Annotated in this window: 11 protein-coding genes; 7 read left to right on the plus strand and 4 right to left on the minus strand. The window is 65.1% G+C overall.

Translation table 11 applies throughout. From position 1 onward, the window contains the following. Positions 1–46 precede the first annotated feature (46 nt). From ACFOEV_RS13020 to ACFOEV_RS13050, 7 genes are all read left to right on the plus strand, one after another. Positions 47–2,596, plus strand: a complete 2,550-nt coding sequence (locus tag ACFOEV_RS13020; RefSeq protein WP_386774592.1) for an ABC transporter substrate-binding protein — start codon at positions 47–49, stop codon at positions 2,594–2,596. Beyond that, positions 2,593–3,711 carry an ABC transporter permease gene (locus tag ACFOEV_RS13025; RefSeq protein WP_386774594.1) on the plus strand — a complete coding sequence of 373 codons (1,119 nt, stop codon included), beginning with the start codon at positions 2,593–2,595 and terminating at the stop codon, positions 3,709–3,711. The genes ACFOEV_RS13020 and ACFOEV_RS13025 overlap by 4 nt, the downstream gene beginning before the upstream one ends. Further along, on the plus strand, positions 3,708–5,042 hold the full coding sequence (locus ACFOEV_RS13030) for an ABC transporter permease (RefSeq protein WP_386774596.1): 1,335 nt from the start codon (positions 3,708–3,710) through the stop codon (positions 5,040–5,042). The genes ACFOEV_RS13025 and ACFOEV_RS13030 overlap by 4 nt, the downstream gene beginning before the upstream one ends. Continuing rightward, entirely contained in the window at positions 5,042–6,016 is a 975-nt protein-coding gene (locus ACFOEV_RS13035) for an ABC transporter ATP-binding protein (protein ID WP_386774598.1), read from the plus strand. Before ACFOEV_RS13030 ends, ACFOEV_RS13035 begins: the two co-directional genes overlap by 1 nt. Beyond that, positions 5,983–7,032, plus strand: a complete 1,050-nt coding sequence (locus tag ACFOEV_RS13040) for an ABC transporter ATP-binding protein (RefSeq protein WP_386774600.1) — start codon at positions 5,983–5,985, stop codon at positions 7,030–7,032. Before ACFOEV_RS13035 ends, ACFOEV_RS13040 begins: the two co-directional genes overlap by 34 nt. A 167-nt stretch (positions 7,033–7,199) precedes the next feature. Continuing rightward, positions 7,200–7,379 (plus strand): hypothetical protein, encoded by a 180-nt coding sequence (locus ACFOEV_RS13045; protein ID WP_386774602.1) that lies wholly within the window; start codon positions 7,200–7,202, stop codon positions 7,377–7,379. 168 nt (positions 7,380–7,547) lie between these two features. Then, complete coding sequence (locus ACFOEV_RS13050; RefSeq protein ID WP_386774604.1) at positions 7,548–8,549, plus strand: ribose-phosphate diphosphokinase; 1,002 nt, start codon at positions 7,548–7,550, stop codon at positions 8,547–8,549. Here the strand turns inward: ACFOEV_RS13050 and ACFOEV_RS13055 are convergent. The 4 genes from ACFOEV_RS13055 to ACFOEV_RS13070 all read right to left on the minus strand — a co-directional run bounded on the left by ACFOEV_RS13055 (position 8,538) and on the right by ACFOEV_RS13070 (position 13,618). After that, positions 8,538–9,533, minus strand: coding sequence for a hypothetical protein (locus ACFOEV_RS13055; protein WP_386774606.1), 996 nt, complete (start codon positions 9,531–9,533; stop codon positions 8,538–8,540). The genes ACFOEV_RS13050 and ACFOEV_RS13055 overlap by 12 nt on opposite strands. Before the next feature lie 77 nt (positions 9,534–9,610). Further along, positions 9,611–11,893 carry a DUF255 domain-containing protein gene (locus ACFOEV_RS13060; RefSeq protein WP_386774608.1) on the minus strand — a complete coding sequence of 761 codons (2,283 nt, stop codon included), beginning with the start codon at positions 11,891–11,893 and terminating at the stop codon, positions 9,611–9,613. A gap of 106 nt (positions 11,894–11,999) precedes the next feature. Beyond that, positions 12,000–12,683: a DUF6064 family protein gene (locus ACFOEV_RS13065; protein ID WP_386774610.1), complete on the minus strand. Its 684-nt coding sequence runs from the start codon at positions 12,681–12,683 to the stop codon at positions 12,000–12,002. Beyond that, on the minus strand, positions 12,683–13,618 hold the full coding sequence (locus tag ACFOEV_RS13070) for an aldo/keto reductase (protein ID WP_386774612.1): 936 nt from the start codon (positions 13,616–13,618) through the stop codon (positions 12,683–12,685). Before ACFOEV_RS13070 ends, ACFOEV_RS13065 begins: the two co-directional genes overlap by 1 nt. Between the last annotated feature and the right edge of the window lie 32 nt (positions 13,619–13,650).

A 13,650-nucleotide genomic window follows, 5' to 3' on the forward strand; every position in this document is an offset into this window, starting at 1 on the left:
TCCTTAACCCGTCTCCATCGCCTACTGTGTAAGTAAGGGAGACATCATGCGAAAGAGCCTGCTTGTGGCCGTGGCGCTGCTGTCTGTGGTGGCGCTCGTCGCTGTCCTGGTTCCAGAGCCTACCGCGCCGCCGCAGCAGGCGGCCGCGCCGGGCGGGACAAGTACTGATGCAAGAACGGATAATGGGACCGGGCTGGAGATTGCCGGCCGGCACGGTGCCTTGGTGGATCAGGTCGTGTTCACCGAGGAGGCGGATACGGGCCAGGTGGTGGGGCTGATCGAGGCAGGCACTCACCACGCCTTCGCCCAGGGAATCACCAATACCACGGTATACCAGCGGCTGCGCGATTCCCCGCGGGCGGCGTACGACGTGTCCTACGGCGCCAATGTCGAACTCACGTTGAACCCTGCCGGGCCGACCTTTTCCAACGGCGAACTCAACCCTTTCCATGTGCCGGAGATCCGCGAGGCACTCAATCGTCTTGTCGACCGTGACTATATCGCCGAGGAGATCTATGGCGGTCTGGCCGTTCCCCGCATCCTGCCATTGAGTACGGCGTTTCCGGACTACGCCCGCCTGGCCGGCGTGGCGCGGAAACTGGAGCTGCGCTACGCGCACGATCCGGAAGCGGCACAGGAGGTGATTCACCGCGAGATGCGAGCGCTCGGCGCTCGCTTGGATAATGGCCGCTGGCACTATGAGGGGAGGCCGGTGCGAGTCATCATGCTGATCCGTACCGACGACGAGCGCCGTCGCGTGGGCGATTACGTCGCCAATCTGCTGGACGAGGTCGGTTTTGCGGTCGAGCGGCGTTACCGCACGGCGGAGGAGGCCTCGCGGATCTGGATCGCCGGTGACCCCAAGGCCGGACGGTGGCATATCTACACCGGCGGCTGGATCGTTGCCGTGGTCCAGCGCGATGAGGCGGATAACTTCAGCTATTTCTACACGCCGCGAGGTCGTGCCGAACCGCTGTGGCAGGCCTACGACCCGGTGCCGGAATTCGACAAACTCGCCGAACGTCTGCAACAGCGCGACTACCACAGCCGAGAGCAGCGCCAGACCATGATGGCGCGCGCCCTGGAACTGGCGATGGAGAATTCGGTGCGCGTCTGGCTGGTGGACCAGCTCAACGTCTCGGCGCGCTCGCGAGACGTCGAGGTCGCCACCGACCTGGCGGGTGGGTTATCGGGATCGTTCCTGTGGCCTTACACCATTCGCTTCAAGGACCGTGTCGGCGGGAAGATAGTGTTCGGCTCGCCGGGCCTGCTGACCGAGCCCTGGAATCCGGTGGCGGGTAGCAACTGGCTCTACGACCAGATGATCACTCGTTCACTGCAGGATCCGGCACTGATTCCCGATCCGTTCACCGGCCTGTATCGGCCCCAGCGGATCGAGGGTGCGGAAGTGACGGTTCAAGAGGATGTGCCGGTCACCCGTACGCTGGACTGGCTCAGCGTGGAGACCGCTGCCGAGATCGAGGTGCCCGAGGAGGCCTGGATCGACTGGGATGCCCAGGCCGGGCATTTCGTGACGGTGGGTGAGAAGCACCCGGACGGGATCACGGCACGCACCTGTGTGCGGATTCGCTTCGAGGAAGGATACCTCGAGCGCCGCTGGCACGATGGGTCGCAAGTCTCTCAGGCCGATGTGGTCCTGCCCTGGATACTCACCTTCGCGCGCGCCGACGAAAACAGCCAACTGCATGACGTGGCCCATCTCCCCACCTTCGAGGCGTTCCAGCAGCATTTCCGAGGCTGGCGCATCGTCTCCAGCGACCCACTGGTGGTCGATATCTACACCAACCAGATCTATCCCGATGCGGAAACCATCGTGGCCTCCTGGGCGCCGGCTCCCCTTCCGTGGCATGTGCTGGGCCTGGGGATCCTGGCCGAGCGCAGTGGCGAACTGACCTTTTCCTCGTACAAGGCCGACCGCTTGCGTGCGGATTGGATGAGTCTGGTGGCGGGCCCCAGTATTCCGGTTCTGGAACGTCACCTACGGCGAGCGGGCGAACGCAACTTCGTACCTTTCCCGGAGGTGCTGGAGACGTTGATGCGTGAGGGCGAAGCCGCCGAGCGCTACCGCGCCTTGGCTGACTGGCACCAGCAGCGGGGGCATTTCTGGGTGGGTGACGGGCCTTTCTATCTGGAGTCGGTGCACCCGGTGTCGGGCAGCGTGGTGCTGCGTCGCAACGAGGATTTCCCCGACCCGGCCGACAAGTGGCTGCGCTATACACGGCCGGAGATCCCGGAGCTGGATCTCGCGGGACCGATGGTCGTGGAAAGCGGGGAGTCCGCGGAATTCTCGCTGAACATCACCTTCGAAGGCGAGCCCTATGCCCGCAAGGCGATCGAGAAGGTTCGCTTCCTGCTGTTCGATGGCAGCGGCGAACTGGCCAGGCAGGGCAATGCCAAGGTGCTTGACAACGGCGTGTGGAAAATCGCACTGGCGCCGGAGGCGACCAAGGCGCTGGGGGTGGGCGCCAACAGTCTGGAACTGGCCGTCACCAGTCGACGGGTGGCGCTGCCGTCGTTCGCCTCGCATGTCTTCGCCACGGTTCCCGACGATGGCCGGCGGGAGAGTGCGCCATGAGCCCGACAACACCGACACAACCTCCCGCTGGGCGCGGTCCCATGCGCGATCTGCGACGTCTGCTGATCTACACCGGCAAGCGCCTGCTGGCGCTGTTCCTTACCGTGGTGGTCGGTGTCTACCTGACCATCGTCATCGCCAACATGGGCGGGCAGGTCGACGAACTGCGCATGGTGCAGATCCGTAGCGAGGCATCCGAACTGGTGCGCGCCAACCCCGACTTCCAGGACATGCCCAGTGAAGAGCGCAACCAATTGATCCAGCGCCAGGTAGCGATGGAAGTGGAACGGCTGCGTCTGGATGAACCCTTCATCCTGCGCAGCATCGACTACCTGCGGCAGGCCATCACTCTCAACCTGGGGCGTGCCGAGCAGATGCACAGCGACCGCGGCTCACGCGCGGTCTACGACATCATCGTCGAACGCTTGCCGGCGACCCTGCTGCTGTTCGGCACCGCCAATCTGCTGGTGTTCTTCGTCTCGGTGTTCATTGCGCTGTCGCTATCGAGACGCTACGGCAGCCCGCTGGATCGCAGCGTGATCGCCCTGGCACCGAGTTCGGCGGCCCCGGGATGGTTCTACGGCATCTTCCTGATCCTGCTGTTCGCTTTCGTCATGCCGGTGCTGCCCGCCAGCGGCATGGTGGCGGCTCCCCCGCCCGACGGGACCTGGGCCTATGCGGCGAGCATGCTGCGCCACATGATGCTCCCGGTCACGGCCATGTTCCTGTCGCAGATCTTCGTCTCCATCTATTCCTGGCGCACCTTCTTCCTGGTGCATTCCAGCGAGGACTACGTGGAGATGGCGCGGGCCAAGGGGCTTCCCTCAAACCTCATCGAACGCCGCTACATCCTGCGTCCGACCTTGCCACCGATCATCACCAGCTTCCTGCTGATGCTCATCGGGCTCTGGAGTGGCGCCATCATTCTCGAGCAGGTGTTCGACTGGCCGGGGTTGGGGCTGCTGTTGTTTCAGGCCATCGGCCACCGGGATACCCCGGTGATCATCGGCTCGGTGGTGATCTTCGCCTACTTGCTGGCGATGACGGTGTTCCTGCTGGACATTCTTTACGCGCTGCTGGATCCGCGCATCCGCATCGAGGGGGGCGAGCGATGAGGGGCTGGCTCGACGGCTTGCGGGAACTGCGCCGTTACCCTTCGGCGATCATGGGCATGGCGATCATCCTGGCGTTGGTGGGGCTGTCCCTCTACACCGTCATCGCCATTCCCTATTCCCAGGCGCTGGAGCTGTGGCGCGGCGGCGAGCACTGGCGAATGACGCCGGCCAACGCCGGCCCGGTGTGGGCCGATCGCCTGACCGGCGGCGAACAGCCGCGAACCATCACCGTGTCCAGTGCCGACGCGGATATCGAGGAGCACGCCTTCGAGGGCGGTCGTCGCCTGCGGATTCCCCTGACATTCGACTACGATTACGAGGGTTTTCCGAGCGAAATCAACCTCTATCTGCGTGCCGAGGGGCACGAGCAGCAACCCTTCGCGCGACTGGTGTGGAAGACGCCCGACGGTCGCGAGATATCGCTGGGGGGGCATCGCATCGGTCGCGAGGAGCGTATCTCGATCTCCCAGGATCGCGCCCTCGAGCGTCGGCTGGGGGGCATGGTGCCTCATGTGGGGCTGCTCGCCGAATCCGACACCCAGGCCGTGCCGCGAGCCCAGCCAGGGCGCTATACGCTGTTAGTGGATGCGGTGGTGTTCGATGAACGGGCGGGGCTCGAGGCCTCGCTGGTGCTGTACGGCCGCGTGCACGGCATCGCGGGCACCGACCATCAGCGCCGCGACCTGAGCGTGGCGCTGATGTGGGGGACCCCGGTGGCGCTGGCCTTCGGCCTGCTGGCGGCGGTGGGCACCACCATCACCACCCTGATCATCGCCGCGCTGGGGGTCTGGTACCGAGGCTGGATCGACGCCACCATCCAGCGGCTTACCGAGGTGAACATGATCCTGCCGATGTTGCCGATTCTGGTCATGGTCGGCACGCTGTATTCCACCAGTATCTGGCTGATGCTGGGGGTGGTGGTTCTGCTGGGCATCTTCAGTGCCGGCATCAAGATGTACCGGGCGATGTTGCTGCCGATCCGCGAGGCGCCCTATATCGAGGCGGCCCAGGCGTACGGCGCCGGCAATTTGCGAATCGTGATGCGCTACATGATCCCGCGCATCCTGCCGGTGCTGATTCCCACCTTCGTCACCCTGATTCCCACTTTCGTGTTCCTGGAAGCCTCGCTCGCCGTGCTGGGCTTGGGGGACCCGGTACTGCCCACCTGGGGCAAGGTGCTCAACGACGCCCAGACCCAGAGTGCGCTCTACAACGGCTATTACTACTGGGTGCTGGAGCCGGCGGCGTTGCTGATGCTGAGCGGTTTGGGTTTCGCCATGCTGGGGTTCGCCCTGGATCGTGTGTTCAACCCGCGCCTGAGGAGCCTGTGATGAGCGACCGCACGCTGCTCAGGGTGGAAGACCTGCACCTGCACTACCAGACGCGGCGGGGCGTGGTGCGTGCCGTGGATGGCGTGAGTTTCGAGGTGCGGCGCAACGAGGCGCTGGTGGTGCTGGGCGAGTCCGGCTGTGGCAAGAGTTCGCTGGCCAAGGCGTTGATGCGGGTGCTGCCGCGCAATATCCACCAGGTGTCCGGCCGGGTCATGCTGGGGGAGACCGAATTGATGGCGCTTTCCGACGAGCGCTTCCGGCGCGACGTGCAGTGGGTGCGCATGGCGCTGGTGATGCAGGCGTCGATGAACGCCCTCAATCCGGTGGTGCGAGTGGGCGAGCAGGTCGTCGAGCCGCTGCGGGTGTTGCGGCGCTGGCCACGGGCACGGGCCCTGGCGCGCGCGGTGGAGGTCTTCGAATTGGTCGGGGTCTCCACGGACTTCCTGCGGCGCTATCCATTCGAGCTCTCCGGTGGCATGCGCCAGCGCGTGGTGCTGGCCATGGCGTTGGTCACGGAACCGGAGCTGGTGATCCTCGACGAGCCCACGTCGGCGCTGGATGTCCTGACCCAGGCGGGCATCATGAACGTGCTCAAGCGCCTCAAGCGTGAGCTGGGTACCAGCTTCATCCTGATCACCCACGATGTGGCGACGTCCAGCGAACTCGCCGATCGTGTGGCGCTGATGTATGCCGGCGAGATCGTCGAGGTCAGCGATGCCGCGCAGTTCTTCGATGCCCCGGCGCATCCTTATTCGCAAATGCTGATGGCCAGTGTGCCGCGCCTGCACCAGGAGCAGCGGCCCGAGCCGATTCCAGGACAGCCGCCCAGCCTGCTCGACCCGCCGAGCGGTTGCCGGTTCGCGGATCGTTGCCCATCGCGCTTCAAACGTTGTGCGCAGCATCCCGATTCCTTCCGCCTCGGCGACCGCCGGCGGGTTCGTTGCTGGCTGTATGCGGGAGGGGACGAGCGATGAGCGAATGGCAGGCAGGCGCCGATGCGGGATCCGCGCCAACGCCGGGGACGCTATTGTCGGTCAACGACCTGCACACCTGGTTCGAGTTGCGCCAGTGGGGCTTTCTGCGCGTGGGGGCGGTGCGTGCGGTCGATGGGGTGAGCTTCACGCTCGCGCGTGGTGAGGCGGTGGCGTTCGTGGGGGAGAGCGGTTGCGGCAAGAGCTCCCTGGCCCGGACCCTGCTCGGGCTGCATCGTCCGACACGTGGCGAGGTTCTCTTCGCGGGGCGCTCGCTGGGTGGACTGACGGCACGGGAACTCAAGGCGTACCGGGCCAAGGTGGGTTACGTCCAGCAGGACCCGTTCGGCGCGCTGCCGCCGTTCATGGACGTGCGGCACGTTCTCGCCGAGCCGCTGATCGTGCAGGGAGTGAAGGATCGCGCGCAGCGCGAGCAGCGCATCCGGGCGGCGCTGGACGAGGTGCGGCTGTCGCCGGCCGAGGAGTTCCTCCCCAAGTTCCCGCACATGCTCAGCGGCGGCCAGCAGCAGCGGGTGGTGATCGCGCGGGCCTTGATCCTGGAACCGGCGATGATCATCGCCGACGAACCGGTCTCGATGCTCGACGCGTCCGTGCGGGTGGAAATCCTCAATCTGCTGCGCCACATTCAGAGCCAGCGCGAGCTGACCCTGGCCTTTATCACCCATGACCTGTCCACCGTGCGCCATTACGCCGAGCGGATCTTCGTGATGTACGCCGGCCGGGTGGTGGAAAGCGCCGGCGTGAACGAACTGCTCGATCACCCCCAGCATCCCTATACCCAGGCGCTGCTCGCGGCGATCGCCGACCCGGACGCGGCCAACGCCGCCAAGCAACGAGTGGTCCCCCGCGGCGAGCCGCCCAGCCTGCTGCATCCACCTCGGGGGTGCCGTTTCCACCCCCGCTGCCCGCACGCCATGGCCGGCTTGTGCGACGTGGACGAACCGCCCGATTTCGAGCCACGACGCGGCCAATATTCGGCCTGTTGGCTACATCGCTAAGGAAGCACTGAAGAAATGCCTGCACAGCTCAATAACCGCGTTACGCGGTGCTCGCAAGCCTCACATATACCCCATATGCTCCGGTTGCTGCGCTCCGGGCGCCTTGTGCTTGAAGCTGCTCGTCGATTTCTTCAGCGCTTCCTAGGAGCTAGCAAGGAGGAGGTGCCATGAAACTCCTGCTGTGTGGGGCCGGCATGTCGCTCACCGGCCTGCTGGTGCTGCTCGCCATGGTGATGCGTGTGGTCGAGCCTGGCCTCCTGTTGTCCCTGCTCGGTTATGCCGGCCTGGTTGTCGGCATGCTGGTGGCGGTGGCCGGTGCCACGCGCCTGGCCCGCCAGCGGCGATAAGTGGGGCCAACCGCTAGCGTGGCTCCAGAGGCGGTGTATCGGGAACTGGTGCATCGCCGAATGTGAAGCCTTCTTGTTGAACACCTCCCAGCCTTTCATTGCCTGATGCGTATAGGGCAGCTGATCTTGCGAAGTGTTGAGCCCACGATGCGCACAGGAGGGCATGAGATGACATCACCGCAATCGACCGAAGCCACTTCGGTGGTTTTCCTGCTGGATGAGGACAGCGATTTCTTCGCGGCGCTGACGCAGCATCTCGGTACCGGCCTGGCGCCGTTCGAGCTGCGTGATTTCGAGGACGGCGAACACAAGCTGCGACCGAAGATCAGCGTGCGTGGTCGCGATGTCTATATCGTGCATCGCCTGACGGGCGCTCCGGCACTGAGCACCAATGACCGCTTGGTGCGGCTACTGTTCTTCATTGCCACCCTGCGCGATCTCGGCGCCGCCTGCATCACGGCGGTGGTGCCTTACTTGCCGTATGCCAGGAAGGACAGGCGCACCAAGTCCTGGGATCCGCTGAACCAGCGCTACCTGGCCCAGTTGTTCGAAGCCATGGGAGTGGATCGTCTGGTGACGATGGATGTGCACAACCAGGCGGGCCTGGAAAATGCCTTCCGCTGCGAGGTCATCCATCTGGAGGGGCGTCGGCTGATGGCGGAAGCCGTGATGGAAGAGCGAGACGGTCTGCCGCTGGTGGTCATGTCGCCCGACACGGGCGGGGTGAAGCGCGCCGAGCGGTTGCGCGAGATGCTGCAGCAAATGAGCGATGACGAGGTAAGCATGGCGTTTCTGGAGAAACGCCGCAGTGAAGGTGAGGTCAGCGGTGACGCGGTGATAGGCGAACTACGAGGCAGGCTGGTGGTGATCATGGATGACTTGATTGCGGGTGGCACCACCATGCTGCGCGCCGTGGAGGCGTGCCGCCATGCCGGAGCGGCACGGGTGATCGCCTGCGCCACGCATGGCCTCTTTGCCTCGGGCTCCGCGGTGTTGTTCGAGCGCTCCGGGCCCGATCGCCTGTTTTACACCAACACCGTTTCGCGGCCACTGCCGGAGGGGGCCGATGAGCGTGCCCGCTTGCTGCGGGTGGAGCCACAACTCGCTCGAACCATCCTGGCGCTGAGTGGACAACGCGTGGACGACCCCGATCCTCCGCTAAACCATTGACCGCAGGCTGGTCATTCCCATGTCCAGATAGAGTCGCGTGCGTTCCCGCCAATGGCCCCGGCTTTCCGGGTTGGTCACCAGGTGATTGGCGCTGAGCAGCGCCCAGGTGAGTGCCCGGCTGGCCTGATAGAAAGGCACCAGGCCCGGCGGTGACGTATCGTCGCAGAGTAGCTCGTAGCGTTCGAGAAAATGCTCGCCCACCCAGCGTTGCCCCAGCCGGTCGCACTCCAGGGTCAGAAAGGCCAGTTCCTCAAGCGGGTCGAGCCGCCGCAGGGAGGCGTCGAATTCCAAACGGTCGATGACTCGCGGGTGGGCGCCGAGGTAGAGGTGCTGGGGCCGCAGGTCGCCATGGGCATCCACCAGGGCGCGTTGCGCCAGCAACCGGTCGTTGGCTTTCATCCAGCGAAGCAATTGGTCCCGCAACTCGGGCACTCGCGAATCGTTCACCAGTTCCATCAACTCTTCGGCGGTTCGTTCACAATCGCGGCGGCGAGCTGCCACGTCGGTCGTGCCCTTCCTGTCCGTATGCCGATAGAATTCCGTCATCCAATCGGCGGCGGCGGTAATGTCCGTCGGTTGCAGGCCGCCATGGCACAACTGATATTCCAGGTTCCGTTCATCCGCCAATCTCACCATGTGCACCAGGTAGTCCACGACGGCGCCGTCTGGGTGAAGACTCAGCGCGCCTTCCGAGGTGCGGTGCAACGGCACGATTCCCAGATAGACGTCCGGCGCCAGCCACCGATTCAGGCGATCTTCCTCCCGGCAGTTCGCAAGCCGGGCCTCCAGCGACGACAGGTCCAGGAAGGGATAGCGCTCGTTCTTCTTCAGTTTGTAGACCCGGGTATCCGTGAGGAAGACATAGGAGAAGTGGGTTTCCACCAGTTGCACGCTGGCAGGCTGATCCGGGTAGGCTTCCGGCTGGCTCAGGAAGCGGACCTTTTCCGCCAGGTCGTCGGTCGACGTTGCCTTGTTAGCTTCCATTCGTCATTGCCCCCGTCTGTCGATGGGATTCAGTCGTCGCGCTCGCGTCACAATCGCTGACCCTCGCCGTCGAGGCGTTAGCCATGGATCACGAACTCCCGCCGCTCCAGAGGCAGACATTCCGTCTGCGTGCAGGGTTGCAGCGCCAGCTCGGCCACCAGTGGGCAGGGGGAGGTGGCGTTCGCTTCCAGGACGATGGTCAGGTGCCCCGAGTGAATCGACTCGGCTTGGTCGGTGCCGTCCGCAGGACTGCGCTCGGGCGTCGGGTAGTGGATCCTCACCTCCTGCCAGTCGTCCGGGTTGCGAATGCCCACCCGTGTCGCTTCAGCGGCGTCGCTGTCGTGGCCCTGGATGTGCCAGCCTGGATCGATCTCGAGGGTGAGGGTCGCTTGCAGGCGCGTGTCATCGGGTCGTTCGGAACGGCAGCGGACGCGGATGGCACCCTCGGCGAGGTACTGGAGCGGGCCCGGGGCGGGACTGTCCCACTGGCGCAACCCCTGCAGGAACACCGGCCCGGCCAGCGGCATCTGGGCGATGTGGCCGGAAAAGGCCTCGATCTGGCGTTCGATCAGGGGACGCAATGCGGCCTCGCCGGTGCGCTGGTGAAGCGCGATCAGCACCGGGAGCATCAGCGAGTTGCCACAGATGGTGGCACCGTCCCTCAGGCTCTTGCTGCGCACCAGTTGCGGCCCCACGGCTTCGGGCGCTGAGACGAAGTAGCCGCCGTCGCCCTCATCCCAATGCTGGGCCTGCAGTTCATCGAGCAGCGATCGGGCGCGGGTGAGCCAATGTCGCTCGCCGGTGGCGTCATACAGGGCCACCAGGGCGTTAAGGACATGGGCATAGTCCTCGAGTTGCGCTGCTATCGAGGCCACGCCGTCGAGGCTGGTTCGCCACAATCGGCCTTGCGTCTCGTCGTGGTGGTGTTGCCACAGGTCGTCGGCGGCGGCGATGGCGGCATCGCGGTAGTCGGGCCGTTCCAGGGCATCCGCCGCCTGGGCCAGCGCGGCGATGACCATGCCGTTCCACTCGCTGATCTGCTTATTGTCGCGCAGCGGCGCGGGGCGCTTCGAGCGGGCGGCGTAGAGCTGATGCTTGAGGTCGGCCAAGGCCTTGTCGAGCGAGTAGCGCGGCATGGCCAAGGCGTCGGCCGCCTCGTCCAGTGGCCGGGGCAGGTGGAGCACGTTGGCGCCCTCGAAGTTGCCTTCTCGGGTTACCCCGTAGACCCGCTCGCACAGCACCAGGGCGGCGGGATCCAGCAGGGCGGTTAGTTCGGTGTAGTCCCAGACAAAGAACTTGCCTTCCTGGCCCTCGCTATCGGCGTCGGTCGCCGAGTAGAAGCCGCCGCTGGGCGAGCGCATCTCGCGCAGCACGTAGTCCAGGGTTTCTTCGACGACCCGGCGGTATTCCCCGTGCCCGGAGAGCTGCCAGGCCCACAGGTAGAGGCTGGCCAACTGGCCCTGGTTGTAGAGCATCTTCTCGAAATGGGGCACCTGCCATGCCGGGTCGGTGGCGTAGCGGTGAAAACCGCCGCCCACCTGGTCGTAGATCCCGCCCTGCAGCATGGCGTCGAGCGCCTGACGCACTACCGACCAGGCCGGCTGTTCCGTTAGCGGGCGGGTGTCGCGCTGGACCTGCTCCAGCAGCAGGAGCAGGTTGGGCTCCTGGGGAAACTTGGGCGCCTCGCCGAAGCCGCCATGGGTGGTATCGGCATGCTGTGTCAGGGCCTCGGTCACCTTGTCGACCAGTCCCTCGGGCAGACGCGCCGTGGCGGAGGGGGCGAGCTGCTGGCGGATGCCCTCATCGAGCCTGTTGGCGTCCTCGAGCAGCCTGTCGCGGTTGTCGCGCCAGACCTGCCGGACCTTGTCCAGCAACCCCAGGAAGTGATCCCTGGGAAAGTAGGTGGCGCCGAAGAACGGCTTGCCCTGTGGGGTGAGGAAACTCGACATCGGCCAGCCGCCCCGCCCCGAGGTGAGTTGCACGCCGGTCATGTAGATCTCGTCCAGGTCCGGGCGCTGCTCCCGGTCCACCTTGATCGACACGAAATGGCGGTTGAGGCGGTCGGCCACGACTTCGTCGTCGAAGCTCTCCTCTTCCATGACATGGCACCAGTGACAGGTACTGTAGCCGATCGACAGGAAGATCGGCTTGTCCTCGCTGGCGGCCTTGTCGAAGGCCTCGCTGCCCCACGGGTACCAGTCGACAGGGTTATGGGCATGCTGAAGGAGGTAAGGGGAGTCTTCCAGAATCAGATGGTTGGTGTAGGTCGGCTCGCCCCGGTCGTCCACGAACCGGGTGCGGACCTCATAGACCGAGCGTTTGCGCTCACGTGCCTGATGGAGTTCTTGCAGCGTGGCCATGGGTCGCCTCCTGATAAGGGGCCATGAAGCTACGGTGACATTGTGGCTGGACGAAGTGAAGACTGCGGGCTCTCTAGCATACCGACATGGCCGGCGGTGCCCTTGTTCACCGCGCTTCGGTTCGCCACGTCGTGGGCCAAGACCTCGCAGCCAAGGCAAGGCCGACCGCCAGCAACGGTATCCAGGCGCCACGCGCGTCCATCGTGTCGAGCGTGAGCCAGCTCACCAGGCACCACATCACGGGAATCACCAGCAGCGGCCACACCCGGTGTCTCGGCGATGCCGCTGCCAGCACGCCCAGCGTGGCGATGGCGAGCGGATCGGGAGCGACAGCGAAGATTTCGGCGCTTTGCAGGTCGCGTCCCGCGTAGAGTGCCGCGAACGGGTGCAACGCCAGCGCGTAGAGAAAGAGCGCGAGCCCGATGGCTCTAGGGAGGGTCCACTTGTCCATCAGCGGCAGCTGGCCACCGACGGTGCCTACCCCGAGCAGCAACAGGGCCTGCAAGACAAAGAACGGCACGGCGTAGATGGCGGCCCAGTTGATGGTGGCGTAGCGCTCCCACAGGAACGCCCAGGCCACGAATACCCAGGCCACTGCCAGCAGTGCGGCAATCAGCCGGTCGGACCAGGGGCGAGGTCGCAGCAGGCCGACCAGCATAAGCACTCCCAGCAACAGGGCGAGAAGCGGCAATGGCCAGAGGGCCTGGTTGTGCAGTTCGAACAACCGCCAGTAGACGCGCGGCGAAAAGAGCAGGAGGTCCTCGAGCCGGTAGGTCCACCATTCGGACATCACAGTTCCCTGACGTACGCGGCCATGCGCTGGCGCATGGCGTCATCGGGCAGCGGTGACGCGGCTACGGCCATGTTCTCACGCACATGATCGACACGGGTCGTGGCGGGAATGGCGCAGGTGACCGCCGGGTGAGAAATGATGAACTTGAGAATGAACTGCGCCCAGGTGTCGGCGTCGACTTCTGTCGCCCATTCCGGCAGCGGTTCGCTGGCGAGGCGTTCGGTCAGCCGGCCCTGCTGGAAGGGGCGATTGACGATCACCCCGATGCCCCGCTCCCTGGCCAGCGGCAGCAGGCGTTCCTCGGCTTCGCGGTCGACGACGTTGTAGGTGAGCTGCACGAAGTCCAGGGGCTCGTTGCGCATGATGGCTTCAAACTGATCATGACGCCGGCCGTGCGAGGTGGTGATGCCCACGTAGCGTACCTCATCGGCTTCCTTCATCCTGAACAGCGTCTTCAGATGCTCCTCCCAGGCGACCAGGTTGTGGACCTGGAGCAGGTCGAAGCGCGGCACGCCCCATTCGGCGCGGGACTCCGCGATCTGGGCTGGTCCACTGTCAACGTCCGAGGTCCAGACCTTGTCGGTCGAGAATACCTGGTCGACCGCCCCGAGCTGGCTCAATCCGTGGCCGATCGTCGCCTGGGAAGAGCCATACATCGGCGAGGAGTCGATCATGCCACCACCTCCCTTGAAGAAGTGCTCCATTACCGCCGTGCACTCCTTCAGCAGCACCGGGTCGTTGCCGACGTTGAAGGTGATCCAACTGCCCAGGCCGACCCTGGGCAGCCGCTCGCCGCTGGACGGGATCGGCCTGGTCAAGGGCCCTTCGCCATTGGCCGGAGCCGCGAGGGAAGGCAGCGCCGTCGCAGCCGCGGTCAGCAGCATGCCTTGCAGCACCGTGCGGCGTGACAGCTTGCGGTAACCGTCGTGCATCGTTTGCTCCTGGCATCACAAAAGACAAATCC

This window comes from Litchfieldella rifensis, from assembly GCF_042646605.1.
Classification (GTDB): Bacteria; Pseudomonadota; Gammaproteobacteria; order Pseudomonadales; family Halomonadaceae; genus Litchfieldella; species Litchfieldella rifensis.

What these genes read in the sequence shown, in the direction of transcription:
- ACFOEV_RS13020 (WP_386774592.1), top strand. Translation starts at nt 47, where the DNA reads ATGCGAAAGAGCCTGCTTGTGGCCGTGGCGCTGCTGTCTGTGGTGGCG.
- ACFOEV_RS13025 (WP_386774594.1), top strand. Translation starts at nt 2,593, where the DNA reads ATGAGCCCGACAACACCGACACAACCTCCCGCTGGGCGCGGTCCCATG.
- ACFOEV_RS13030 (WP_386774596.1), top strand. Translation starts at nt 3,708, where the DNA reads ATGAGGGGCTGGCTCGACGGCTTGCGGGAACTGCGCCGTTACCCTTCG.
- ACFOEV_RS13035 (WP_386774598.1), top strand. Translation starts at nt 5,042, where the DNA reads ATGAGCGACCGCACGCTGCTCAGGGTGGAAGACCTGCACCTGCACTAC.
- ACFOEV_RS13045 (WP_386774602.1), top strand. Translation starts at nt 7,200, where the DNA reads ATGAAACTCCTGCTGTGTGGGGCCGGCATGTCGCTCACCGGCCTGCTG.
- ACFOEV_RS13050 (WP_386774604.1), top strand. Translation starts at nt 7,548, where the DNA reads ATGACATCACCGCAATCGACCGAAGCCACTTCGGTGGTTTTCCTGCTG.
- ACFOEV_RS13055 (WP_386774606.1), bottom strand. Translation starts at nt 9,533, where the DNA reads ATGGAAGCTAACAAGGCAACGTCGACCGACGACCTGGCGGAAAAGGTC.
- ACFOEV_RS13060 (WP_386774608.1), bottom strand. Translation starts at nt 11,893, where the DNA reads ATGGCCACGCTGCAAGAACTCCATCAGGCACGTGAGCGCAAACGCTCG.
- ACFOEV_RS13065 (WP_386774610.1), bottom strand. Translation starts at nt 12,683, where the DNA reads ATGTCCGAATGGTGGACCTACCGGCTCGAGGACCTCCTGCTCTTTTCG.
- ACFOEV_RS13070 (WP_386774612.1), bottom strand. Translation starts at nt 13,618, where the DNA reads ATGCACGACGGTTACCGCAAGCTGTCACGCCGCACGGTGCTGCAAGGC.